This window comes from Pseudomonas furukawaii, from assembly GCF_002355475.1.
GTDB classification, from domain to species: domain Bacteria; phylum Pseudomonadota; class Gammaproteobacteria; order Pseudomonadales; family Pseudomonadaceae; genus Metapseudomonas; species Metapseudomonas furukawaii.
Genome location: NZ_AP014862.1, coordinates 217,368 through 239,662 on the forward strand (window position 1 = coordinate 217,368; position 22,295 = coordinate 239,662).

Annotated in this window: 21 protein-coding genes; 13 read left to right on the top strand and 8 right to left on the bottom strand. The window is 67.1% G+C overall.

Annotation, left to right across the window (positions count from 1 at the left end):
* Positions 1-14 precede the first annotated feature (14 nt).
* From potA to KF707C_RS01025, 3 genes are read left to right on the top strand one after another with little or no spacing between them, the layout of a single operon-like run.
* Positions 15-1,157: a polyamine ABC transporter ATP-binding protein gene (gene potA, locus KF707C_RS01015; protein ID WP_003455775.1), complete on the top strand. Its 1,143-nt coding sequence runs from the start codon at positions 15-17 to the stop codon at positions 1,155-1,157.
* Positions 1,154-2,062, top strand: a complete 909-nt coding sequence (locus tag KF707C_RS01020) for an ABC transporter permease subunit (RefSeq protein ID WP_003455774.1) — start codon at positions 1,154-1,156, stop codon at positions 2,060-2,062. The genes potA and KF707C_RS01020 overlap by 4 nt, the downstream gene beginning before the upstream one ends.
* Positions 2,059-2,943, top strand: coding sequence for an ABC transporter permease subunit (locus KF707C_RS01025; protein ID WP_003455773.1), 885 nt, complete (start codon positions 2,059-2,061; stop codon positions 2,941-2,943). The genes KF707C_RS01020 and KF707C_RS01025 overlap by 4 nt, the downstream gene beginning before the upstream one ends.
* A gap of 124 nt (positions 2,944-3,067) precedes the next feature.
* Here KF707C_RS01025 and KF707C_RS01030 read toward each other — a convergent pair whose 3' ends face one another.
* The gene (locus tag KF707C_RS01030) at positions 3,068-3,820 is read right to left on the bottom strand and encodes an NRDE family protein (protein WP_003455772.1); all 753 of its coding nucleotides are present in this window, start codon (positions 3,818-3,820) and stop codon (positions 3,068-3,070) included.
* A 151-nt stretch (positions 3,821-3,971) separates the two neighbouring features.
* Here KF707C_RS01030 and KF707C_RS01035 point away from each other — a divergent pair, with 151 nt between their 5' ends.
* The 4 genes from KF707C_RS01035 to KF707C_RS01050 are packed head-to-tail and all read left to right on the top strand — an operon-like array spanning position 3,972 to position 7,405.
* Positions 3,972-4,754 carry a sulfite exporter TauE/SafE family protein gene (locus KF707C_RS01035; RefSeq protein WP_003455771.1) on the top strand — a complete coding sequence of 261 codons (783 nt, stop codon included), beginning with the start codon at positions 3,972-3,974 and terminating at the stop codon, positions 4,752-4,754.
* A 9-nt stretch (positions 4,755-4,763) separates the two neighbouring features.
* The gene (lgt, locus tag KF707C_RS01040) at positions 4,764-5,567 is read left to right on the top strand and encodes a prolipoprotein diacylglyceryl transferase (RefSeq protein ID WP_003455770.1); all 804 of its coding nucleotides are present in this window, start codon (positions 4,764-4,766) and stop codon (positions 5,565-5,567) included.
* Positions 5,564-6,358 carry a thymidylate synthase gene (locus KF707C_RS01045; protein WP_003455769.1) on the top strand — a complete coding sequence of 265 codons (795 nt, stop codon included), beginning with the start codon at positions 5,564-5,566 and terminating at the stop codon, positions 6,356-6,358. The genes lgt and KF707C_RS01045 overlap by 4 nt, the downstream gene beginning before the upstream one ends.
* A gap of 48 nt (positions 6,359-6,406) precedes the next feature.
* The gene (locus KF707C_RS01050) at positions 6,407-7,405 is read left to right on the top strand and encodes a ribonuclease T2 family protein (RefSeq protein ID WP_003455768.1); all 999 of its coding nucleotides are present in this window, start codon (positions 6,407-6,409) and stop codon (positions 7,403-7,405) included.
* 127 nt (positions 7,406-7,532) lie between these two features.
* Here the strand turns inward: KF707C_RS01050 and KF707C_RS01055 are convergent, their stop codons facing one another.
* The 4 genes from KF707C_RS01055 to KF707C_RS01070 all read right to left on the bottom strand — a co-directional run bounded on the left by KF707C_RS01055 (position 7,533) and on the right by KF707C_RS01070 (position 13,111).
* Complete coding sequence (locus KF707C_RS01055) at positions 7,533-8,738, bottom strand: Fic family protein (RefSeq protein ID WP_197704970.1); 1,206 nt, start codon at positions 8,736-8,738, stop codon at positions 7,533-7,535.
* Complete coding sequence (locus KF707C_RS01060) at positions 8,735-10,111, bottom strand: GTPase/DUF3482 domain-containing protein (RefSeq protein WP_003455766.1); 1,377 nt, start codon at positions 10,109-10,111, stop codon at positions 8,735-8,737. The genes KF707C_RS01055 and KF707C_RS01060 overlap by 4 nt, the downstream gene beginning before the upstream one ends.
* Positions 10,104-11,486, bottom strand: coding sequence for a DUF2868 domain-containing protein (locus KF707C_RS01065; RefSeq protein WP_003455765.1), 1,383 nt, complete (start codon positions 11,484-11,486; stop codon positions 10,104-10,106). Before KF707C_RS01065 ends, KF707C_RS01060 begins: the two co-directional genes overlap by 8 nt.
* Before the next feature lie 86 nt (positions 11,487-11,572).
* On the bottom strand, positions 11,573-13,111 hold the full coding sequence (locus KF707C_RS01070) for a nucleobase:cation symporter-2 family protein (RefSeq protein ID WP_036993820.1): 1,539 nt from the start codon (positions 13,109-13,111) through the stop codon (positions 11,573-11,575).
* 286 nt (positions 13,112-13,397) lie between these two features.
* On the opposite strand from KF707C_RS01070, the gene KF707C_RS01075 reads away from it, so the two are divergent.
* Positions 13,398-13,910: a dihydrofolate reductase gene (locus tag KF707C_RS01075; RefSeq protein ID WP_100244214.1), complete on the top strand. Its 513-nt coding sequence runs from the start codon at positions 13,398-13,400 to the stop codon at positions 13,908-13,910.
* 120 nt (positions 13,911-14,030) lie between these two features.
* On the opposite strand, the gene KF707C_RS01080 is transcribed toward KF707C_RS01075, so the two are convergent.
* The 3 genes from KF707C_RS01080 to KF707C_RS01090 form a co-directional block, all read right to left on the bottom strand.
* Positions 14,031-14,492: a metallophosphoesterase family protein gene (locus KF707C_RS01080; RefSeq protein WP_003455762.1), complete on the bottom strand. Its 462-nt coding sequence runs from the start codon at positions 14,490-14,492 to the stop codon at positions 14,031-14,033.
* 159 nt (positions 14,493-14,651) lie between these two features.
* Positions 14,652-16,490, bottom strand: coding sequence for a dihydroxy-acid dehydratase (ilvD, locus tag KF707C_RS01085; protein ID WP_003455761.1), 1,839 nt, complete (start codon positions 16,488-16,490; stop codon positions 14,652-14,654).
* A 238-nt stretch (positions 16,491-16,728) separates the two neighbouring features.
* Positions 16,729-17,754: an Ldh family oxidoreductase gene (locus KF707C_RS01090; protein ID WP_003455760.1), complete on the bottom strand. Its 1,026-nt coding sequence runs from the start codon at positions 17,752-17,754 to the stop codon at positions 16,729-16,731.
* A 114-nt stretch (positions 17,755-17,868) separates the two neighbouring features.
* Between KF707C_RS01090 and KF707C_RS01095 the strand changes: the two genes are divergently transcribed.
* Genes KF707C_RS01095 through KF707C_RS01115 form a run of 5 tightly spaced genes read left to right on the top strand, consistent with a single transcriptional unit; the run spans position 17,869 to position 22,293 of the window.
* On the top strand, positions 17,869-18,744 hold the full coding sequence (locus KF707C_RS01095) for a MurR/RpiR family transcriptional regulator (protein ID WP_003455758.1): 876 nt from the start codon (positions 17,869-17,871) through the stop codon (positions 18,742-18,744).
* A 26-nt stretch (positions 18,745-18,770) separates the two neighbouring features.
* Positions 18,771-19,529, top strand: a complete 759-nt coding sequence (locus tag KF707C_RS01100) for an ABC transporter substrate-binding protein (protein WP_003455756.1) — start codon at positions 18,771-18,773, stop codon at positions 19,527-19,529.
* Between the two features lie 53 nt (positions 19,530-19,582).
* Positions 19,583-20,302: an ABC transporter permease gene (locus KF707C_RS01105; protein WP_003455754.1), complete on the top strand. Its 720-nt coding sequence runs from the start codon at positions 19,583-19,585 to the stop codon at positions 20,300-20,302.
* Positions 20,299-21,003: an ABC transporter permease gene (locus KF707C_RS01110; RefSeq protein WP_003455752.1), complete on the top strand. Its 705-nt coding sequence runs from the start codon at positions 20,299-20,301 to the stop codon at positions 21,001-21,003. The genes KF707C_RS01105 and KF707C_RS01110 overlap by 4 nt, the downstream gene beginning before the upstream one ends.
* Before the next feature lie 48 nt (positions 21,004-21,051).
* The gene (locus KF707C_RS01115; protein WP_003455746.1) at positions 21,052-22,293 is read left to right on the top strand and encodes an NAD(P)/FAD-dependent oxidoreductase; all 1,242 of its coding nucleotides are present in this window, start codon (positions 21,052-21,054) and stop codon (positions 22,291-22,293) included.
* The last annotated feature ends 2 nt before the right edge of the window (positions 22,294-22,295 follow it).

Here is a 22,295-nt window from a genome sequence, read left to right on the forward strand (position 1 = left end):
CTGGGAGTGTGGTAATGGCAATAGCCTCCGGTGCCTACAAGAAAGCCCTCGAAGGCAACCAGCAACCCAAAGAGGTTCTGGTGAAGATCGACCGGGTAACCAAGAAGTTCGATGAGACCGTGGCCGTGGACGATGTGTCCCTGACCATCAACAAGGGTGAGATCTTCGCTCTGCTCGGTGGCTCCGGTTCGGGTAAATCCACCCTGCTGCGGATGCTGGCCGGTTTCGAGCGCCCCTCCGAGGGCCGCATCATGCTGGACGGGGTGGACATCACCGACATGCCGCCCTATGAGCGGCCCATCAACATGATGTTCCAGTCCTATGCGCTCTTCCCGCATATGACTGTTGCGCAGAACATCGCCTTCGGACTCAAACAGGACAGGCTGCCCGCAGCCGAGATCGACGCCCGGGTCAACGAGATGCTCAAGCTCGTGCACATGACCCAGTACGCCAAGCGCAAGCCGCACCAGCTCTCCGGTGGCCAGCGCCAGCGTGTCGCCCTGGCCCGTTCCCTGGCCAAGCGTCCCAAGCTGCTGCTGCTGGACGAGCCCATGGGCGCCCTGGACAAGAAGCTGCGCTCGCAGATGCAGTTGGAGCTGGTGGAGATCATCGAGCGCGTGGGCGTGACCTGCGTGATGGTGACTCACGACCAGGAAGAGGCCATGACCATGGCCCAGCGCATCGCCATCATGCACCTGGGCTGCATCGAGCAGATCGGCAGCCCGGTGGACATCTACGAGACCCCGATCAACCGCCTGGTGTGCGAGTTCATCGGCAGCGTCAACCTGTTCGAAGGCGAAGTGGTGGAGGACGAGGAAGCCCACGCCCTGATCGCCTGCCCGCAGCTGGAGCGCCCGATCTACGTCGGCCACGGCGTGACCACTTCCGTCCAGGACAAGCGCATCACCTACGCCCTGCGTCCGGAGAAGCTGCTGGTCACCACCGAGCAGCCGGACTGCCAGTACAACTGGTCCCGCGGCAGGGTGCATGACATCGCCTACCTCGGCGGCCACTCGGTGTTCTACGTGCAGCTGCCCAATGGTTCCATCGTCCAGTCCTTCGTCGCCAACGCGGAACGTCGCGGCGCCCGTCCCACCTGGGAAGACGAAGTGTACGTGTGGTGGGAGGACGACAGCGGAGTGGTGCTGCGGTCATGAAAATCGCCAAACTGAAACGCCTGGTCCCTACCGGCCGGCATCTCGTCATCGGGGTCCCGTTCTTCTGGCTCTTCCTGTTCTTCCTGCTGCCCTTCGCCATCGTGCTGAAGATCAGCTTCGCGGAAGCGGATGTGGCGATCCCGCCCTACACCGACATTTATGCCTGGGCGGATAACCAGATCCAGCTCATCCTCAACCTGGGCAACTACTTCCTGCTCAGCGAGGACGAACTCTACCTGGCCGCCTACCTGGGCTCGCTGAAGGTCGCGTTCTTCAGCACCCTGCTGTGCCTGCTCATCGGCTACCCGATGGCCTACGCCATCGCCCGGGCCAGCAAGGAAGCGCAGACCGTGCTGCTGCTGCTGATCATGATGCCGACCTGGACCGCGATCCTGATCCGCGTCTATGCCTGGATGGGCATCCTCAGCAACAACGGCCTGCTCAACAGCCTGCTGATGGGCATCGGCCTGATCGACCAGCCGCTGCAGATACTCAACACCAACCTGGCGGTCTACATCGGCGTGGTCTACTCCTACCTGCCGTTCATGGTGCTGCCGCTCTACGCCAACCTCGTCAAGCACGATCCCAGCCTGCTGGAAGCCGCCTCCGACCTGGGGTCGAGCAACTTCAACAGCTTCTGGAAGATCACCGTGCCACTGTCCAAGAACGGCATCATCGCCGGCTCCATGCTGGTGTTCATCCCGGTGGTGGGCGAGTTCGTGATCCCGGAACTGCTGGGCGGCCCGGAGACCCTGATGATCGGCAAGGTGCTGTGGCAGGAGTTCTTCAATAACCGCGACTGGCCGGTGGCCTCCGCCCTGGCGGTGGTGATGCTGGCGATCCTGCTGATCCCGATCATCCTCTTCAACAAGAACCAGGCGAAGGAACTGGAGGGCAAGGTATGAAGCGCTTCAGTTTCTCCAATCTGATGCTCTGGGTGGGGCTGCTGTTCATCTACCTGCCCATGGTCATCCTGGTGATCTACTCCTTCAACGCCTCCAAGCTGGTGACGGTCTGGGGCGGCTGGTCGGTGAAGTGGTACGTGGGCCTGCTGGACAACACCCAGTTGATGAACTCGGTGTTCCGCTCGCTGGAAATCGCCCTCTATACCGCGATTGCCGCCGTGGCCCTGGGCACCCTGGCCGCCTTCGTGCTCACCCGCATCCCGCGTTTCCGTGGCCGCACGCTGTTCGGTGGCATGGTGACCGCGCCGCTGGTGATGCCCGAGGTGATCACCGGTCTGTCGCTGCTGCTGCTCTTCGTGGCCATGGCCCAGCTCGTGGGCTGGCCGGAGGAGCGTGGCCTGGTGACCATCTGGATCGCCCACACCACCTTCTGTTCGGCCTACGTGGCCATCGTGGTGTCGGCGCGCCTGCGGGAGCTGGACCTGTCCATCGAGGAGGCGGCCATGGACCTGGGCGCCCGCCCGTGGAAGGTGTTCATCCTGATCACCATCCCGATGATCGCCCCGTCGCTCGCGGCGGGCGGCATGATGTCCTTCGCCCTGTCCCTGGACGACCTGGTGCTGGCGAGCTTCGTGTCCGGTCCTGGCTCCACTACCCTGCCGATGGAGGTCTTCTCCGCCGTGCGCCTGGGCGTGAAACCGGAGATCAACGCCGTGGCGAGCCTGATCCTGCTGAGCGTCTCGCTGTTCACCTTCCTGGCCTGGTACTTCACCCGCAAGGCCGAGGAGCGTCGCAAGCGCGCCATCCAGCAGGCCATGGAGGTCATGGCCGAGGAAGCCGGCGGTGCCAACTGGAAGCCGGGTTCCACCCAGACCGCCTGATCCGGCGATCGAACGCGCAAAGGCCACCTTCGGGTGGCCTTTGTCGTTTCAGGAACCTGGGGCTATCGGTGCGTGGGCGGATCCATTGGCGATTGAATTCGCTCACAGGCGCCGATGGCCCTGTTCAGTCCTGCAGGTCGAAGCGTACATCCCCCAGCAGGGCGCCATAGGGCCCGTAGCTGCGCTCCACCAACTCGCGGCTGCCATCGGCGCGGACGATCAGCGCCGAGCTGGCGCGGGTGCCGTAGGTGCGGGTGGCGATGAACACGCTGGAGAGCATGCGCTCTGTGTTCAGCCCCACGCCGGTTTCCGGGAGGATGTGGTCCGGCGCCTGCTCCGGGTCGTGCAGCAGGTTAAGCAGGGCATCGGTGGAAGGCGGCTCCAGGCACTCGGCGATCGCCGCCTTGCCGCGCTCCACCTTGGGCCAGGGCGTATCCAGGTCGGCGTTGGAGACGCCGTAGACGCCTGGCCCCAGGTTGATCGGGCCGCCACTGCGGGGGTTGAGGAACCAGAGTTCGCGGTCGTCCCCCACCAGCAGGTTGAAACCCGAATAGTCGCCTGCCCGGCGCAGGGCGTCCTCGAGGAATTCCCCGGGCCCCATCTCGCCGCGCAGGAACTGCACGCAGAGTTCGCCACGGGTTCGCCCCACCGGAGGCGTGCGTGGATCGCGGATATTGGTGAGGGCGGCGAAGCGGCCACGGGGGCCGGCACCCAGCCAGGTTCCTCCGGCTTCCAGGTCGCGGCCGGCGACGACACCGGGCGCGTCTTCCCAGCGGGCGAGGGGGAGGGTGGGGCGGGCGTAGAATTCGTCGCGGTTAGCGGCGAGCACCAGCGGGACGTCGTGTCCGGGGCGCCATGCGAATACGATCAGGCACATGGGGTCGTCTCCTTCTTGTGAGCCGGAGTGTAGCAGGCGGCAACCAATCTTCCTGCACGCGGGAGTCCCCGGTCCCGCCGGGCATCCATCGCCCCCGGTGGAGTGGAAATCGGCCTTCCGTTAACATGCCGCTTTGTTTTCGGGGGTGTCCATGGAATTCCTGCTCTACCTGGTACTCGGTGCTTGCGCCGGCGTACTGGCCGGGCTGTTCGGTGTAGGTGGCGGCATGATCATCGTGCCGGTGCTGGTATTCAGCTTCACCGCCCATGGATTCGACGTTGGCATCCTGACTCACCTGGCGGTAGGCACTTCGCTGGCTACCATCATCTTCACCTCGGTCAACTCGGTCCGTGAACACCATCGCAAAGGGGCGGTGCGCTGGCCCATCTTCGCCTGGATGGCCCTGGGTATCCTCGCTGGCGCCGGCCTCGGCTCCCTCACCGCCACCGCCATCCAGGGGCCGGTGCTGCAGAAGATCATCGGCGTGTTCGCCATACTGGTGGCCCTGCAGATGGGGCTGGACCTGAAACCCAAGGCCAGCCGCGGTGTCCCAGGCAAGCCCGGTTTGACGGCGGCGGGCGTGGTGATCGGTTGGGCCTCGGCCATCTTCGGCATCGGAGGTGGCTCGCTGACCGTGCCCTTCCTGGTCTGGCGCAGCCTGCCCATCCAGCAGGCGGTGGCGACCTCTTCCGCCTGCGGCCTGCCCATCGCGGCGGCGGGTGCGTTGTCCTTCATGGCCCTGGGCTGGAACCACGAGCAGTTGCCGCCTTACAGCCTGGGCTTCGTCTATCTTCCGGCGCTGGTGGGTATCGCCGTCACCAGCATGTTCTTCGCCCGCTTCGGCGCTCGGCTGGCCCATCGGCTCTCGCCGCGACTGCTGAAGCGACTGTTCGCCCTGCTGCTGGTGTCAGTGGGCCTGAACTTCCTGATCTAAGGAGCTGTGATGCTGGCTTATCCCCAGATCGACCCGGTGGCCATCGCCCTGGGCCCGTTGAAGATCCACTGGTACGGCCTGATGTACCTGATCGGTATCGGGGGCGCCTGGTGGCTGGCCTCGCGCCGACTCAAGGCCTTCGACCCCACCTGGAGCCGCGAGAAGCTCTCCGACCTGGTGTTCTGGGTCGCCCTCGGCGTGATCGCCGGCGGACGCCTGGGCTACGTGCTGTTCTACGACCTGTCGGCCTACCTGGCCAATCCGCTGCTGATCCTCGAAGTGTGGAAGGGTGGCATGTCCTTCCATGGCGGCCTCATCGGCGTGATGCTGGCCACCCTCTGGTTCGGCAAGCGGAACAACAAGAGCTTCTTCCAGCTCATGGACTTCATCGCGCCCCTGGTACCCATCGGCCTCGGGGCCGGCCGCATCGGCAACTTCATCAATGCCGAACTCTGGGGCAAGGCCACCGACCTGCCCTGGGCGATGATCTTCCCCACCGACCCGGCCCAGCTGCCGCGTCATCCGTCCCAGCTCTACCAGTTCGCCCTGGAGGGCGTGGCGCTGTTCGCCATCCTCTGGTTCTACTCACGCAAGCCCCGGCCGACCATGGCCGTCTCCGGCATGTTCGCGCTCTTCTACGGCCTCTTCCGCTTCGCCGTGGAGTTCGTCCGCGTGCCGGATGCCCAGCTCGGCTACCTGGCCTTCGGCTGGCTGACCATGGGCCAGATCCTCTGCCTGCCGATGATCGTCGGCGGCATCGCATTGATCGTCTGGGCGTACCGTCGTCAGGACGCCCAAGGAGTGACCCCGTGAAACAGTACCTCGACCTGATGCGCCGCGTGCGCGAGACCGGCACCTTCAAGAGCGACCGCACCGGCACCGGCACCTATAGCGTGTTCGGCCACCAGATGCGCTTCGACCTGGCCGAGGGCTTTCCCCTGGTCACCACCAAGAAATGCCACCTGAAATCCATCGTCCACGAGCTGCTGTGGTTCCTCCAGGGCGACACCAATATCCAGTACCTCAAGGACAACGGCGTCTCCATCTGGGACGAGTGGGCCGACGAGAACGGCGAGCTGGGCCCGGTGTATGGCTACCAGTGGCGCAGCTGGCCGACCCCCAACGGCGAGTCCATCGACCAGATCACCAAGCTGATCGAGATGATCCGCAAGAACCCGGATTCGCGTCGCCTGATCGTCTCCGCCTGGAACCCGGCCCTGGTGGACGAGATGGCCCTGCCGCCCTGCCATGCGCTGTTCCAGTTCTACGTGGCCGAGGGCAAGCTCAGCTGCCAGCTCTACCAGCGCTCGGCGGACATCTTCCTCGGCGTGCCCTTCAACATCGCCAGCTACGCCCTGCTGACCCTGATGGTGGCCCAGGTCTGCGACCTCGCGCCCGGCGAGTTCATCTGGACCGGCGGCGACTGCCACCTCTATGCCAACCACCTGGAACAGGCCGACCTGCAGCTCACCCGCGAGCCGCTGCCGCTGCCGACCATGAAGCTCAATCCCGAAGTGAAGGACCTGTTCGCCTTCCGCTTCGAGGACTTCGAGCTGGTGGGCTATCAGGCCCACCCCCACATCAAGGCCCCGGTGGCCGTCTGACCCGTCGCCGGGGCGTTTCGCCCCGGGCGGCCTTCGCCAGGATCCGTCATGAAAGCCCCGTTCGCCGTCCTGCTCACCGGATTCGTCGGCCTCTGGTCGAGCTTCGCCACCGCCGAGCCGGCCCAGGGCAGCTTCGTCGCTGCCCAGACGTGCGAGGCCTTCCAGTCCATCCGCAAGCGGACCAACCCCGATGACGCCAAGGTAAGACCCGGCCAGCGCTACGAGGTCGTGGAGGTGAACAAGCGCGATTACGACTGGCTGCGGGTGCGCATCCCGGACAGCCCGACGCCGCTGCGCTGGGTCGCCGCCTCGTGCGGCAGCGTGGAAGGGCTGGCGTTCAACACCGGCGATACCGAGCGGTCCGAGGCCGGCGGCGATGTCTGCCGCCAGCCGGACCAGCATGACGGCTACGTGCTGGCCGCCACCTGGCAGCCGGGTTTCTGCGAGCACGTGCCATTCAAGGGGCGCAAGCCCGAGTGCGACGCCCTCGCCTCCGGCGAGCTGCAGGCGCGCCACCTGACCCTGCACGGGCTCTGGCCCAACCGCCAGTCCTGTGGAAAAAACTACGGCCACTGCGACGGGCCGGCGTTGAGACTCTCCGAGTCGACCCTGGAGCATGTGCGCCCCTGGATGCCCAACTTTCAGTTCGGCACGAGCTTCGGCCGCTACCAGTGGGACAAGCATGGCGTCTGCCAGACCCAGATGGATGACGACGCCTACTTCCGTCGGGCTGCCGATCTCGTTCGCCAACTGGACGCCACCCGCGCCGGCCAGTACGTCGTCGAGAACATCGGCGGCGCCATTTCCAGGCAGGCGTTCTACCAGCGCGTGACGGAGGAGTTCGGCAGCGCCAGGGCCGGCAACAACATCCTGTTGATCTGCGCCAAGGGCAACTACCTGCAGGAGATCCGGGTGTCGCTTCCCCGCGAGCTGAAGCCCGCCGATAGCCTGGTGGGCGTCATGGACGGGCAATTCGCCCCCCGCCGCCCGGACGATCGCAACGCCTGCCGGGGGGACCGCATCCTGATCGAGGCGGCGGGTTCGTGAGGCCTGATCAGGTCTTTTGCCGAGCGGCTCTCTGATTGAGGCGCGACGCCTTACATAAGACTGCTTATATGTAAGAAATACGCCTTATTCCTTACATATGATTTTTGCACTGTAAGCGCGTGCCCTTCTACTTCACAAACAGGTCGAAGTAGCGCTGGAACAGATACAGGCGATTGCGCCCGTAGCCGGTCGTTTCCACGAGGATCTTCATCTGTTCCAGTTGCTTGATCAGCGCATTGGCGCTTTGGTGAGTGACTCCCAGATGCTCGGCCGCCTCGTTCACATTGAGCAGCGGGCGCTGATACAGGAGCATCAGCAGTTTCTTGGCGTTTTCCGCCCGGCCGCCAAGGGCGAGTATCTGATGCTCCACATCCTGGCGGAGCGCCATGATGGCCATGAACGTGTCCTTGCTGCTGGTGGCGGTTTCCACAATGGCAGTCAGGAAGAAGCGCAGCCAGTGCAGCAAGTCGTTGGAGGCGCGTACCACCGTCAGTGCGTCGTAGTAGGCGCCCCGATTCCGCTCGAAGAAGTCCGACAGGTACAGCGCGGGCTTGTGCAGTAGCCCCTTGTCCACGAGGTACAGGGTGATCAGCAGGCGCCCGATCCGGCCATTGCCGTCGAGAAAGGGGTGGATGGTCTCGAATTGGTAGTGGCTCAGCGCGATGCGAATGAGGTCGGGCACTCGTATGTCGTCGTTGTGCCAGAAACGTTCGAGGTCACTCATGAGGTCGGGCACCTCATGCGGATGCGGCGGTACGAACACCGCATTGTTCAGGTTGCTGCCGCCGATCCAGTTCTGTGAGGCGCGAAACTCTCCCGGCATTTTGTGCGCGCCGCGAACGCCCTGCATCAGGACCGAGTGGGTCTGCTTGAGCAGGCGTATGGAGAGTGGCACCCCCTGCAATTGATCGACAGCGGTATTGATCGCTTCGATGTAGTTCTGCACTTCCTGCCAGTCATCGCGCTTTTCCGGCGCGACCTGCTCCTTGCGCATGATGGCTTCGTCCATCTGCGTCTGGGTGCCTTCGATGCGGCTGGATGTGTTGGCCTCCTTGGCGATATGCATGCGAATGAACAGGTCGACATCCGGGACCATGAGCGAAAGCGTATTCAGCTCGGCCAGGGCTCGTGACGCCTGCTCCAGGAGGGTATTGAGCCGCGGATCCATCCAGAGCCATTCCTGGTTGATCCGAGTCGGCGAAAAACTCTTGTACTGGTATTGCTGCTGCCAGTGGCCGGAGATGAACTGTTCGACTTGCATCAGGCGCTTTCCTTCTCCTGCTTCGATTGCGGGGTGTCGCAGAGCCAGACTCCTTGTCTGGGCATCGATCATTGTGCCGGAAGAAACTGCTTGGCCAACTGCGCCACCTCGGCCTGACGCTCGGCCTGCTCCAGTTCCGCCCCCGTGTTCAGCGACGACCATTCCGGGTGGGCCCGGGCCCTGGACAGTTCCGGCGGCAACTTGCCCTCGCGCCACTGGCGCTCTTCCGGCGTCTCGACCCGCACGGCCTCGAAGGCCGCGTGCCCGCGCGCGTCCAGGGCCTGCAGCAGCTGGCATTGGCGCAGGGCGAGCAGGCGCAGGATGGCGTCGTCCACCGTCAGCTCGCGTTGTCCCTTGAGCTTGCCCAGCAGGCGCTCGCCGTAGTGGCCGACGGTCTGCCAGGCGCCCCCGGCGATGGCCCCCAGGGCCGCCGCCGCGCCCAGGGTCAGGCCGCCCACCAGCAGGTCAAGGCCCGCGCCTGCCGCCGCGCCAGCCGCCATTCCGCCTCCCAGGCGCACGCCCAGCTGCCTGAGGGTTTCCGGGTTGAACAGGTCATCGCCCCAACGGCCGCCCAGCAGCGGCAGCTCGCCGGTGGCGGCGGCGCCGTCGTCGAAGGCGTAGAGCCTTAGCAGGGCCTCGACGCAGCGTTGCTCGCGATCGCGCACCTGCTGGCGCAAGCGCTCGGTGGCGGCCTCGAGGGCCGTTTCCTGGGCGGGAACGCTGCGGCGGCAGGCGGCGGCATCCAGCAGCAGTTCGGCGATCAGGCGGCTGCCCGCTTCGAGGCGCAGGCGGCGTTGTGCCTGGTGATCGTCCACCAGCCGCTGCAACTGCGGGCGCGCGCGCTCCAGCAGCAGCGCCAGGCTGTCGTAGAGGCGCTGCTCGCCGTCCAGCGGCGGGGCCACGCTGTCGAAGCGCACCAGGGCGTGCAGGCCCAGGCGGGCCAGCGCCGCGCGCCAGTCGTCCTCGCGGTGGCTGCCGCTGGCGACGAAGTTCAGCACCGGCAGCAGGGGGCGGCCACACAGGGCCAGTACCGCCAGTTCGTCGCGGTACTTGGCCAGCACCGGTTCGCGGGCGTCGATCACATAGAGGCCGGCGTCGGACGCCAGCAACTGGCGCAGCACCTTGGCCTCCTGCTCGAATCGCTGGCGCGCCTCGCTGCCTTCGAGGAAGCGGGCGATGCGGGCGGGGCCGTCGAGCCGCTCGCCGGGCCGATCGAGACGCTCCAGGTGTTCCAGCAGGGCGATGGCATCCTCCAGGCCCGGCGTGTCGTAGAGCTCCAGCAGCGGGGTACCGTCCACCGACAGGCGAGCGCCCTCCACGTGACGGGTGGTGCTGGGGCGGTGGGAGACCTCGCCGAACGACCGGTCGCGCAGCAGGGTGCGTAGCAATGAGGTCTTGCCCACATTGGTATGGCCCACCACGGCGAGCTTGAGGGGCTTAGTCATGGCCGCTCTCCAGCCAGTTCATGGGCGCGCCCTGGCTGAAGGGCAGGCCAAGCCGCGCCAGGGCTTGCTGCCAGTCCTCCAGGCGATGGCTGTCCAGCGCCTCGCCCGGCGGCGCCGGCAACAGCCAGATGCGGATCTCGCCGGCGCTGCGGGCCAGCTCGCCGATCAGTGCCAGGGTTCCGCGGTCCGGTGAGCGGCGTGGGTCGCAGGCCACGGCGAGGCGCTCGGCGGGAAAACGGCTCAACTGCCCCAGCAGGCGCTGGCGCTGCTCGCGGCTATCCAGCACGCCGGCGTCGCCAACCCCCTTGGGCAGGGCCGGCGGCCAGGGACGGCGGTCGTCCAGCTCGATGGCCACCAGCAGGGCCCCCTCGCTCCGGCCGTTGAATGCATGGGGAGTCGGCTCCATCGGCGCATCCGCTGCGGCATCGCAGACGCCGAGGCGTTCGCTGGGCGGCTGCAGGCGTTCCCGCAGCAGGTTGTAGCCGGGCAGGCCGAGGTCCAGCGCCAGGCGCGAGCGGCCGTGAAGCCAGCGTCCGAGACAAAGCAGGCCCAGCAGCAGGCGCGGCAACAGGCCGTAGGTGAAGGTCACGCCCAGCAGCCAGCCGGACCAGGCCTGGCGGGCGCCATCGTCGGCCAGCGCGCTGCTGCTGGCGCGAATGGTCTCGATGTCCGGCAGGCTGAAGCCCAGGAGGCCTGGCAGCGCACCCAGCGCCTGGGTGAGGACGACGAAGGTGTCGCTGTCGAGCAGGGTGGTTTCCCAGACGAAGCCGTAGCGGCGGGTGGAGAGCAGCAGCAGGAGCATGACCAGGGCGCTGCCCAGGGCCAGCAGCCAGGCGCCGTGGACCAGGGCGCCCAGGCCCCAGCGGGTCAGTCCGTGGCGTTGCAGGAGCAGGAGCAGCGCGGGGGCCAGGTGGGCGGCCCGGGCGTCGCGGGCGAGCTTGCCGCTGGCCCAGAGCCAGAGGCGTCCGAGCAGGCTGGCGCTGCCTCCGAGGCCGAAGCTCAGCGCCCAGCCCAGCAGGGTCAGCAGGTGCAGTCCGAGCAGGCTGCCCAGGGCCCAGAACAGGTTCACCGGGCGTTGGCCGTCACCGAGGGCGGCCAGGGCCAGGCCGGCGCCGCTGATGATCGCCAGCGCCGCCAGCAGCAGGCCGGCCAGGCGCGCGCCCTGGCGCCAGCGCTGCAGCGCCGGGTACTGGCCGTCGCGCTCGGCGAGCCAGAGGGCGCGAGCCTGGATGCGTTGGGGGAGATCGCCGCCGGCGGCGTTGGCGCGGCGGTTGGCCTCGGCGTCTTCCAGGGGCCCCGCGTGTTCCTCGCGCAGGCGGATGGCTTCGGTCAGCCAGAGGCGGTCAAGGTGGGAGAGGGTGTCGAGTCGGCTCACGAAGGGCCCCTAGGCCAAGGGTGAGCGCTGAGAATATCAGCGAAAAGGCCGGCATATCGCGCCGGCCTTTTCGCCTGGGGTGGGTGTCAGTGGCTGTGGGAGCCAGCCGCCATCTTCACCCTGGGTTCCGGCGCGCCGCCGTGGTGGTGGTCGTCCCGGTCGGTCACTGGCACCTCGTTGCCGTCGCAGTCATAGAGCTTGCCGTCGCGGAAGTAGTCGCCTTCGTGGAGCACGGCGATGTCCTGGTAGCGCAGGGTGCGCTCGCTGGCGGCGACGAACACCGACTGCTGGTCGGAGTTGCCGGCCTTCAGGTGGTTGAACAGCAGGTTCAGCAGGATGGCCATGATCGCGGCCGAACTGATGCCCGAGTGGAAGATGGTTTCGAACCAGGCCGGGAAGTGGTGGTAGAAGCTCGGCGCGGCGATCGGGATCATGCCGAAGCCGATGGAGGTGGCGACGATGATCAGGTTCATGTTGTTGCGGTAGTCCACCTGGGCCAGGGTGCGGATGCCCGAGGCCGCCACGGTGCCGAACAGCACCACGCCCGCGCCGCCCAGCACGGCGGTGGGAACGGCGGCGATCAGGCGACCCATCACCGGCAGCAGGCCGAGGGTCACCAGGATCAGGCCGGCGGTGGCCACCACGTAGCGGCTCTTCACGCCGGTCACGGCCACCAGGCCGACGTTCTGGGCGAAGGCGCTCTGGGTGAAGGAACCGAACAGCGGCGCCACGGAGCTGGAGATCATGTCGGCACGCAGGCCGTTGCCCAGGCGCTTGGAGTCCACCTTGGTGCCGATGATCTCACCCACGGCGAGGATGTCGGCGGAGGTTTCCACCAGGGTGACGATGATCACGATCAGCATCGAGAGGATGGCCGCCAGCTGGAACTCCGGCATCCCGAAGTGCAGCGGGGTGGGCATGGCCACCAGCGGGCCTTCCAGCACCTTGGAGAAGTCCGCCATGCCGAAGAACACGGCGGCGACGGTGCCGATGACCATCGCCAGCAGGATCGACAGGCGCGAGATGCTGGCACTGCCCAGCTTGCTCAGCAGCAGCACGGTGGCGAGGGTGAAGGCGGCCAGGCTGACGTTGGCCACACTGCCGAACTCCGGCGACTGGCTGTTACCGCCCATGGCCCAGCGCGCCGCGACGGGCATCAGGGTCAGGCCGATGGTGGTGATGACGATGCCGGTCACCAGCGGCGGGAAGAACTTGGTGATCCGCGAGAACACCGGCGTGATCAGCAGGCCGATCAGCGAGGCGGAAATCACCGCGCCCAGCACCACGGGAATACCGCCCTGACCGTTGCCGCCGATGATGGCGATCATGGTCGCGACGCCGGCGAACGACACGCCCTGCACCAGCGGTAACTGGCAACCGAAGAAGGGCAGGCCGATGGTCTGCAGCAGGGTGGCCAGCCCACCCGCGAAGAGTGAGGCTGCGATCAGCAGGCCGATGTCCGCGGGCGACAACCCGGCGGCCTGGCCGATGATCAGGGGTACCGCGACAATGCCGCCATACATGGTCAGCACATGCTGAAGACCGTAGGCGAAGTTGGCTCCAATGCCGAGGTTTTCGTCTTCCGGGCGTTGCACCGGAGACGGACTTGCGGATGGGACTGTCATGGTGGGCTCTCGCGTTTTGTTATTGTGCTGCCAACTGTAGACAATTATTCGAGTCATTGACTAGTGGTTTGTATACAATTTTAATTGCTTTGTTGTTCGATGAACATGCAGTCAATTACCGCGAATCTCGGCAAATAATAACAATCAAGTAGTTGACTTAATGGTCAGATAAAGAGGTCTCGACGAATGGTCGATGCGGCGACCGTCCGGGTGCCCGGATTTCGTTACGGATGATCCGGCGTCCGTTGGCTTCCTCGCCGTCGTGCCAGCCGGTATCCTCGCCGCCATGAACAAGACCCTCCCCCTCTGTCTCATCGCAGCCCTCGCGCAGAACCGCGTGATCGGTCGCGACAACCAGCTCCCCTGGCACCTGCCGGCGGACCTCAAGCACTTCAAGGCCCTGACCCTGGGCAAGCCCATCATCATGGGCCGCAAGACCTGGGACTCCCTGGGTCGCCCGCTGCCTGGGCGTCTCAACCTGGTGGTCAGCCGCCAGGCCGGCCTGCAGCTGGAGGGCGCCGAAGTCTTTCCCGACCTGGCCACGGCCATCGCCCGGGCCGAAGTCTGGGCGCGAGAGGAGGAGGTGGATGAAGTGATGCTGATCGGTGGCGCCCAGCTCTACGACCAGGGCCTGCCCGAGGCGGATCGTCTCTACCTGACCCAGGTGGCGCTGGAGCCGGAAGGCGATGCCTTCTTCCCCGAGGTGCCCGCCGCCGACTGGCACCTGACCTCCAGCATCGAACACGAAGCCAGCGACACGACGCCGGCCTATGCCTTCCAGGTGTGGGAGCGGCGCTGACACCGCTGGGAGCCTGCCAAGCGCTGCATCCCCTCTGGATCCGGATCGCGACCGCAGTCGGGCGCAGGCTGTGCGTCGGCCTACCGCACCTGAACCCCCTTCGCTGCGGCGTAAAAGGGCTCAGATATCCAGGGCCCGCAGCTCCGCCCTCACCCCGTCCCCCACCAGCAGGAACCCCACCGATATCGGCAGGCTGAAGCGCCTGGGCCCGGCGCTGCCCGGGTTGACGTGGAGTATGCCGTCGCGGCTGGTGACCAGCGGCTTGTGGGAATGGCCGGTGACGATGGCGTCGATGCCGCGCGTGGTCAGGCCGGGGGGAATGTCGGCCTGGTCGTGGACCAGGTAGAGGCGGGCGCCGCCGAGGCAGAGGGTGGCGTCATGAGGGATTTCCAGGGCCCAGTCCTGGGTGTCGTTGTTGCCGCGCACCACGGTGAGCGGCGCGAGCTGGCGCAGGGCGTCGAGGATCTCGGGCTTGCCGATGTCACCGGCATGCAGGATGTGGTGGCAGCCTTCCAGCGCCGCCAGGGCCTGGGGCCGGAGCAGGCCGTGGGTGTCGGCGATCAGGCCGATGCGCAGGGTCATGGAAGGGGCCTCGTGGTGGAACGAGGCCCATTCTGCCTCAGACCGGGGCGCGTACGGGTGTCCAGCGTCCGGGGGGCGGGAGTCGCGCCTTGCTGCAGCCACTCCCGCACGCAAAGAAAAAGCCCGGCGCGTGGCCGGGCTCTCGGGTTGACGCGGCTATCAGCCTTCCAGCATCGCCTTGTTGCGTACCGCGCCCTTGTCGGCGCTGGTGGCCAGCAGGGCGTAGGCTTTCAGGGCGGTAGTCACCTTGCGCGCGCGCGGGGCGGCGGGTTTCCAGCCCTTCTTCTCCTGGACGTGGCGACGGTGGGACAGCTCCTCGTCGGACACCAGCAACTGGATGGTGCGGTTGTGGATGTCGATGTGGATCTTGTCGCCATCCTGCACCAGGCCGATGGCGCCGCCGGCGGCGGCTTCCGGCGAGGCGTGGCCGATGGACAGGCCCGAGGTGCCGCCGGAGAAGCGGCCGTCGGTGAGCAGGGCGCACTGCTTGCCCAGGCCCTTGGATTTCAGATAGCTGGTGGGGTAGAGCATTTCCTGCATGCCCGGACCGCCCTTCGGACCTTCGTAGCGGATGACCACGACGTCGCCGGGCTTCACCTCGTCGGAGAGGATGCCTTTCACGGCGGCGTCCTGGCTCTCGAAGATTTTCGCGGTGCCTTCGAACACATGGATGGATTCATCCACGCCGGCGGTCTTCACCACGCAACCGTCGAGGGCGATGTTGCCGTAGAGCACCGCCAGGCCGCCTTCCTGGGAGTAGGCGTGTTCGACGCTGCGGATGCAGCCGTTCTCGCGGTCATCGTCCAGGCTGTCCCAGCGGGTGCTCTGGCTGAAGGCGACCTGGGTCGGGATGCCGGCCGGGCCCGCCTTGAAGAAGGTGTGGACGGCTTCGTCGTCGGTCTGGGTGATGTCCCACTGGGCGATGGCGTCGGCCATGCTCGGGCTGTGCACGGTGGGCACGTCGGTGTGCAGCAGGCCGCCACGGGCCAGCTCGCCGAGGATGCTGAAGATGCCGCCGGCGCGGTGCACGTCTTCCATGTGGTACTTCTGGATGTTCGGCGCCACCTTGCACAGCTGCGGCACCTTGCGCGACAGGCGATCGATGTCGCGCAGGTCGAAGTCGATCTCCGCCTCCTGGGCGGCGGCCAGCAGGTGCAGGATGGTGTTGGTGGAGCCGCCCATCGCGATGTCCAGGGTCATTGCGTTCTCGAACGCCTTGAAGCTGGCGATGTTGCGCGGCAGCACGGACTCGTCGCCCTCGCCGTAGTAGCGCTGGCACAGTTCGACGGCCAGGCGGCCGGCGCGCAGGAACAGCTGCTCGCGGTCGGCGTGGGTGGCCAGGGTGGAACCGTTGCCCGGCAGCGACAGGCCCAGGGCCTCGGTCAGGCAGTTCATGGAGTTGGCGGTGAACATGCCGGAGCAGGAACCGCAGGTGGGGCAGGCGCTGCGCTCGTACTCGGCGACCTTCTCGTCGGAGCAGGAATCGTCGGCGGCGGCGACCATGGCGTCCACCAGGTCCAGGCCGTGGTTGGCCAGCTTGGTCTTGCCGGCTTCCATCGGGCCGCCGGAGACGAACACCACCGGGATGTTCAGGCGCAGGGCGGCCATCAGCATGCCGGGGGTGATCTTGTCGCAGTTGGAGATGCAGACGATGGCGTCGGCGCAGTGGGCGTTGACCATGTACTCCACGGAGTCGGCGATGATCTCGCGGCTCGGCAGGGAATAGAGCATGCCGTCGTGACCCATGGCGATGCCGTCGTCCACGGCGATGGTGTTGAACTCCTTGGCCACGCCGCCGTGCTTCTCGATCTCGCGGGCGACCAGTTGGCCCAGGTCCTTCAGGTGCACGTGGCCGGGCACGAACTGGGTGAAGGAGTTGGCGATGGCGATGATCGGTTTCTTGAAGTCTTCGTCCTTCATCCCGGTGGCGCGCCAGAGGGCGCGGGCGCCGGCCATGTTGCGGCCGTGGGTGGAGGTTTTCGAGCGATAGTCGGGCATGGGGGTTCCTGCGGCTAATAGGGTTGCGAGTCCTGCACGACCCGCTTGTGGGAGTCATGTGCGTATGGAGCCCGGGGCGCGTGCCGGCGCGTGGATGGCTGCGCCTGCAGGGTGCCGGGGTAGCGGGGTCTCCGCGTGCCCGGCAGGGGCTCGTTCGGCCTGCCGAAGGGTAACTGGCGAGGGATGCCCGATTCTAACCCCGCCCGCTCGGCACTGGAAAGGCGCGCCGGGCCGCCGCTCAGCGGCCGGCGAGGGCGCGCAGGCGCTCCAGGTCGGCGGCCTTGAGGGGAATCCCCTCCCGCTCGGCGCGGGCGCGCTGGCGGTAGCGCCGATCGCCCGGCTGGCGTTCCTGGCCGGCCTCCACCATGCGCGTGATCAGGTGTTCGCAGCGTTCGGCGAAGGGGCGGCTGGCGCCACGGTCCGGGTCGATGAGGATCAGCAGCTCGCCGGTCCAGGGCGTCTGGGCGCCGGGATGGCCCGACCAGTCGAACTCGAAGGAGAAATTGCCGCCAGTGATGGCCGCCGCCAGCAGCTCCACCATCATCGACAGGGCCGAGCCCTTGTAGCCGCCGAACGACAGCAGGGCGCCGCCGTCGAGCACGGCGCGGGGATCGGTGGTGGGACGCCCCTGGGCGTCGACCCCGAAGCCTTCCGGCAAGGCGTGCCCTTCGCGGGCGGCGATCTGCACGTCGCCGTGGGCGATGGCGCTGGTGGCCAGGTCGAACACCAGCGGGTCGCCGCCGCTGCGGGGCGCGGCGAAGGCGATGGGATTGGTGCCGAACAAGGGGCGGTGGCCGCCGTGGGGGACCACGCAGGTCATGCTGTTGACGAAGGCCAGGGCCACCAGGCCCTCGCGGGCGAAGGGCTCCACATCCGGCCAGAGCGCGGCGAAGTGGTGGGAGTTGCGGATCGCCAGCACCGCCATGCCATTGGCCCTGACCTTCTCCAGCGCCAGGGCGCGGCCGGCCTCCAGCGCCGGTTGGGCGAATCCGCCGGCAGCGTCGACCCGCACGAAGGCGGCGCCGACATCCTCCACCACCGGTTCCGCCTGGCCGTTCACCCAGCCACTGCCCAGGGACGAGAGGTAGCCGGGGATGCGGAAGATCCCGTGGCTCTCGGAGCCGTCGCGCTGGGCGGCGGCACAGTTCTCGGCGAGGATGGCGGCCGTTCGGGCCGAGGTGCCGTGACACTCGAAAATGCCTGCGATCAGGTTCCGCAGTTCGTCGAAGGACAGCTGGACCCTGTCGCTGGGGGGATTCTGCATGGCGCCTTGCTCCGGCTAGTGGACTGGTCCCGCATCATAGGTTCTGCAAGTTATCTGTCAAATATTGACTTGATGACAGAAAACAATCATTTTTCTTCGCAACCGGAGGTCACCATGAATCGAACCCTCAAAGAGCGCCTGGAAGACAGCCTGTCGGCACGCACCGCGTCGTCGCGGGCGATCGCCAACTACATGCTGGCCAACCTCCAGGAGCTGCCATTCGAGACCTCCGCCGCCCTCGCCGAGAAGCTCGGCATCAGCGAGTCCACCGTGGGGCGCTTCTGTCGCGCCCTGGGCTACGCCCACTTCAAGGCGTTGAAGGCCGACCTCAAGGGCGACCTGGGAGACAGCCCCTGGCTGATCGGCGATCGGCTGAAGGAGTTCCGCCAGCAGGCGGTGGCCGGCGAGGACGCGCTGTCGGTTGGGCTGGAGCGCGAGATGGCGGCCCTGGTGCGCGTCTACGAGCACAGCCGGACTCTGCAGTGGCGCACCGTCTGCGAGCGCCTGGCGAGCATCCCGCGGGTCTATGCCGCCGGCTTCCAGACCGAGCGCGGCATCTCGGTGTCCTTCGTCCACCTGCTGCAGTACCTGCGCGACGGCGTGCACCTGGTGGATGGCGCCTCCGGCTACTTCGGCGACGTGCTGCTGTCCGCCCCGGGCCAGTCGGCCCTGGTGGTGTTCGAGGCCCGGCGCTACTCGCGTCATGCCATTGCCCTGTGCCGCCATGCGCGGGAGGCGGGCATCCCCGTGACCCTGGTCACCGACGATTACTGCGACTGGGCGGAGCAACATGCGGACGAGGTCTTCCGCGTGCCCACGGACCTCAACCTGTTCTGGGAGTCCACCGGCCCCATGCTCACCCTGGTCAACCTGCTGCTGAACGATGTCTTCAAGTGCCTCGGCCCCGATGTCGAGCAGCGCCTGGAGTCGGTCGCGGCCCTGCACAACGAGTTTGTTGGCTACACCTCCTCACCCGGCTCATCCCGCTAGAACAACCCTAATAAGAGGCAGCATCGATGAAACGACTCACCCGTCTGGCACTGGCTTCCCTGGCTTTCTGCGGCCTGGTCGCGACCGCGCAGGCCGAGACCCTGCGTATCGCCACCGAAGGCGCCTACCCGCCCTTCAACTACGTGGACTCGAAGAACCAGCTGCACGGGTTCGACGTCGACATCGCCAACGCGCTCTGCGCGAAACTCAAGGTGGAATGCACGCTGGTGGCCCAGGACTGGGACGGCATCATCCCCGCCCTGCTGGCGAAGAAATACGACGCCGTGGTCGCGTCCATGGTGATCACCGAGGAGCGCCAGAAGAAGGTGGCCTTCACCGATCGCTACTACCGCACCCGCCTGGCGGTGGCGGTGGCCAAGGGCTCCGAACTCAAGGACACCCGCCCGGAAAGCTTCAAGGGCCTGGTGGTGGGCGCCCAGTCCGCCACCACCCAGGGCATGTACGCCGAGGACATCTACGGCGCCGCCGGTGCCGAGGTGAAGCTCTACCCGTCCCAGGACGAGGCCAATGCCGACCTGGCCACCGGCCGCCTCGATGCGCTGGTGCACGACAAGTTCCCGCTGCTGGACTGGCTGGCCAAGGACGGTAATGACTGCTGCGTCCTGCTGGGCGACATCCAGGGCACCGACGACGAAGTGGCCATCGCCGTGCGCCAGGAAGACAACGCCCTGCGCGAGCGCCTGAACAAGGCCCTGGCGGAGATGGTCGCGGACGGCACCTACAAGCAGATCGCCAGCCGCTACTTCCCCTTCGACATCTATTGATCCGTCGCCCCGTGCCCGGCACCCGCCGGGCACACCGCCGCGAGGCCTGAATCATGTTCGAGCAGTTGGCTCTTCTCTCCCTGGGCGAGGGCGGCTGGGGCATGGCCCTGCTGGCCGGCGCCCTGGTCACCCTGTCCCTGGCGCTGGCCTGCCTGCCCCTGGGCCTGTCCCTTGGCTTGCTGGTCGCCCTGGGCGCCCGCTCGCCCCATCGCGGGCGGCGCGCACTGTCCTCCGTCTTCGCCACCGTCTTTCGTGGCCTGCCGGAGTTGCTCACCCTGCTGATCGTCTACTACGGCTGCCAGATCGGTGTGCAAAAGCTGCTGGCGCACTTCGGCCACACCACCGAGGTCAGCATCAACGCCTTCCTCGCCGCGATGATCGCCTTCAGCCTGGTCTTCGCCGCGTTCTCCAGCCAGGTCTGGCTCGGCGCCTTCAAGGTGATCGGCAAGGGCCAGTACGAGGCCGCCCAGGTGCTGGGCCTGTCCCGCGTCACCACCTTCTTCCGGGTGATCCTGCCGCAGCTGACCCGTGTCGCCCTGCCGGGGCTGTCCAACAATTGGCTGAGCCTGCTCAAGGACACCTCGCTGGTTTCCACCATTTCCCTGGTGGACGTGATGCGCCAGACCAACCTGGCGGTGAGCGCGACCAAGGAGCCGATGCTGTTCTATGGCTGCGCCTGCCTGATCTACCTGTTCTTCTCCGCCCTTTCAGGCCGGGTATTCAGCTACGCCGAGAAGCGCTACAGCCTCGGCCACAGGAGTCAGCGCGCATGAGCGAGTTCCTGCACTTCTTCGTCGATCCCGAGTTGCTGGACCGCTACGGCCTGCGCCTGCTGGACGGCCTGCTGGTCACCGCGAAGCTGGTGGCCATCTCCTTCAGCCTCGGCCTGGTGCTGGGGCTGCTGCTGGCCCTGGCGCGCAACTCCGGCAGCCGCGCGCTGCGCGGTTTCGCCGGCGGCTACATCTACCTGTTCCGGGGCTCGCCGCTGCTGGCCCAGTTGTTCCTGCTCTACTACGGCGTCGGCTCCTTCCGTGAGTTCTGGCAGGACCTGGGGCTCTGGTGGTTCTTCCGCGACGCCTGGTTCTGCGCGTTGCTGGCCTTCACCCTGAACACCGCCGCCTACCAGGCGGAGATCTTCCGCGGCAGCCTGCTGGCCATCGCTCCCGGCCAGTACGAGGCGGCTTCGGCCCTCGGTCTGTCGCGTCGCACGACCTTCTTCAGGGTGGTGCTGCCGCAGTCGCTGCTGGTGGCCGTGCCGCCCCTGGGCAACGAGCTGATCCTGATGATCAAGGCCAGCGCCATCGCCTCCCTGGTGACCATCCACGACCTGATGGGCGTGGCCAAGGCCGGTTTCTCCCGCACCTTCGACTTCCAGCTCTACCTCTGGGCGGCGGTGCTCTACCTGGTGCTGGTGGAGCTGATCCGCCGGGGCCTGCTGCGGGTCGAGGGGCGCCTGGGGCGTCACCTGAACTAGTTCACACCCATCCAGGCACCGCCAGAGTGCCCTTCGAAGGATCCTTACATGGACTGCGACATCCTTGTCCTGGGCGCCGGCATCGTCGGCGTCTCCACTGCCCTCCATCTCCAGGCGCGCGGCCGTGACGTCTGCCTGGTGGACCGCGCGGAGCCCGGCTCCGGCACCAGCCATGGCAACGCCGGGCTGATCGAGCGTTCCAGCGTCATTCCCTACGCCTTTCCCCGCGACCTCGGGGCGCTGCTGCGCTATGGCCTGAACCGTCAGCCCGACGTGCGCTACAGCCCGACCTATCTGCCCCGGCTCGCGCCCTGGCTGGCGGCCTATTGGTACCAGTCCGCGCCCCGGCGCCTGGAGGCGGCCTCGCGGGCGATGCTGCCGCTGGTGGAGCGCAGCGTGGAAGAACACGACCAACTGGTGGCCGCCGCCGGGCTCGAACACCTGATCCGCGCCAAGGGCTGGATGGACATCTATCGCAGCCCCGAGGCCCTGGCCCGGGCGGCGGACGAAGCGCGGTCTCTGGACCGCTTCGGGCTGCGTTACGAGATCCTCGATGGCGACGCCCTACGCCGCCGTGAACCGCACCTGGGGCCGGTAGCGGCCGGCGGCATTCATTGGCACGACCCGAAGACGGTGCTCGACCCGGGCGCCCTGGTGCGCGGCTACGCCGAGCTTTTCGTGCGCCGCGGCGGGCGGTTGCTGACGGGCGACGCCCGTGGGCTGACCCGGCGCGGCGACGCCTGGTGCCTTTCGGTCGGCGACCTGGACCTGCAGGCGCCGCAGGTGGTGGTGGCCCTGGGACCCCAGTCGGGCGACCTGTTCCGCCAGCTGGGCTATCGCATCCCGCTGGCGATCAAGCGCGGCTACCACATGCACTACGCCCCGGTGGAGGGTGCCGGCCTCGACCACTCCATCTGCGACGCCCAGAGTGGCTATGTGCTGGCGCCCATGGCCCGTGGCATCCGCCTGACCACCGGCATCGAGTTCGCCCACCCGGATGCGCCCGCCAACGAGATCCAGTTGCGGCGGGCCGAGCGTCTGGCCCGCGAACTGCTCCCCCTGGGCCGCCGGCTGGATGCCGAACCCTGGCTGGGCCGCCGCCCCTGCCTGCCGGACATGCGCCCGGTGATAGGTGCCGCACCGCGCCATCCCGGGCTCTGGTTCAACTTCGGCCACGCCCATCACGGCCTGACCCTGGGGCCGGTCAGCGGCCGCCTGCTGGCGGAAGTGATGACCGGCGAGCGCCCCTTCACCGACCCGACGCCCTATGGCGCCCAGCGTTTCGGCTGAGC

What these genes read in the sequence shown, in the direction of transcription:
- potA (WP_003455775.1), top strand. Translation starts at nt 15, where the DNA reads ATGGCAATAGCCTCCGGTGCCTACAAGAAAGCCCTCGAAGGCAACCAG.
- KF707C_RS01020 (WP_003455774.1), top strand. Translation starts at nt 1,154, where the DNA reads ATGAAAATCGCCAAACTGAAACGCCTGGTCCCTACCGGCCGGCATCTC.
- KF707C_RS01025 (WP_003455773.1), top strand. Translation starts at nt 2,059, where the DNA reads ATGAAGCGCTTCAGTTTCTCCAATCTGATGCTCTGGGTGGGGCTGCTG.
- KF707C_RS01030 (WP_003455772.1), bottom strand. Translation starts at nt 3,820, where the DNA reads ATGTGCCTGATCGTATTCGCATGGCGCCCCGGACACGACGTCCCGCTG.
- KF707C_RS01035 (WP_003455771.1), top strand. Translation starts at nt 3,972, where the DNA reads ATGGAATTCCTGCTCTACCTGGTACTCGGTGCTTGCGCCGGCGTACTG.
- lgt (WP_003455770.1), top strand. Translation starts at nt 4,764, where the DNA reads ATGCTGGCTTATCCCCAGATCGACCCGGTGGCCATCGCCCTGGGCCCG.
- KF707C_RS01050 (WP_003455768.1), top strand. Translation starts at nt 6,407, where the DNA reads ATGAAAGCCCCGTTCGCCGTCCTGCTCACCGGATTCGTCGGCCTCTGG.
- KF707C_RS01055 (WP_197704970.1), bottom strand. Translation starts at nt 8,738, where the DNA reads ATGATCGATGCCCAGACAAGGAGTCTGGCTCTGCGACACCCCGCAATC.
- KF707C_RS01060 (WP_003455766.1), bottom strand. Translation starts at nt 10,111, where the DNA reads ATGACTAAGCCCCTCAAGCTCGCCGTGGTGGGCCATACCAATGTGGGC.
- KF707C_RS01070 (WP_036993820.1), bottom strand. Translation starts at nt 13,111, where the DNA reads ATGACAGTCCCATCCGCAAGTCCGTCTCCGGTGCAACGCCCGGAAGAC.
- KF707C_RS01075 (WP_100244214.1), top strand. Translation starts at nt 13,398, where the DNA reads ATGAACAAGACCCTCCCCCTCTGTCTCATCGCAGCCCTCGCGCAGAAC.
- KF707C_RS01080 (WP_003455762.1), bottom strand. Translation starts at nt 14,492, where the DNA reads ATGACCCTGCGCATCGGCCTGATCGCCGACACCCACGGCCTGCTCCGG.
- ilvD (WP_003455761.1), bottom strand. Translation starts at nt 16,490, where the DNA reads ATGCCCGACTATCGCTCGAAAACCTCCACCCACGGCCGCAACATGGCC.
- KF707C_RS01090 (WP_003455760.1), bottom strand. Translation starts at nt 17,754, where the DNA reads ATGCAGAATCCCCCCAGCGACAGGGTCCAGCTGTCCTTCGACGAACTG.
- KF707C_RS01095 (WP_003455758.1), top strand. Translation starts at nt 17,869, where the DNA reads ATGAATCGAACCCTCAAAGAGCGCCTGGAAGACAGCCTGTCGGCACGC.
- KF707C_RS01100 (WP_003455756.1), top strand. Translation starts at nt 18,771, where the DNA reads ATGAAACGACTCACCCGTCTGGCACTGGCTTCCCTGGCTTTCTGCGGC.
- KF707C_RS01105 (WP_003455754.1), top strand. Translation starts at nt 19,583, where the DNA reads ATGTTCGAGCAGTTGGCTCTTCTCTCCCTGGGCGAGGGCGGCTGGGGC.
- KF707C_RS01110 (WP_003455752.1), top strand. Translation starts at nt 20,299, where the DNA reads ATGAGCGAGTTCCTGCACTTCTTCGTCGATCCCGAGTTGCTGGACCGC.
- KF707C_RS01115 (WP_003455746.1), top strand. Translation starts at nt 21,052, where the DNA reads ATGGACTGCGACATCCTTGTCCTGGGCGCCGGCATCGTCGGCGTCTCC.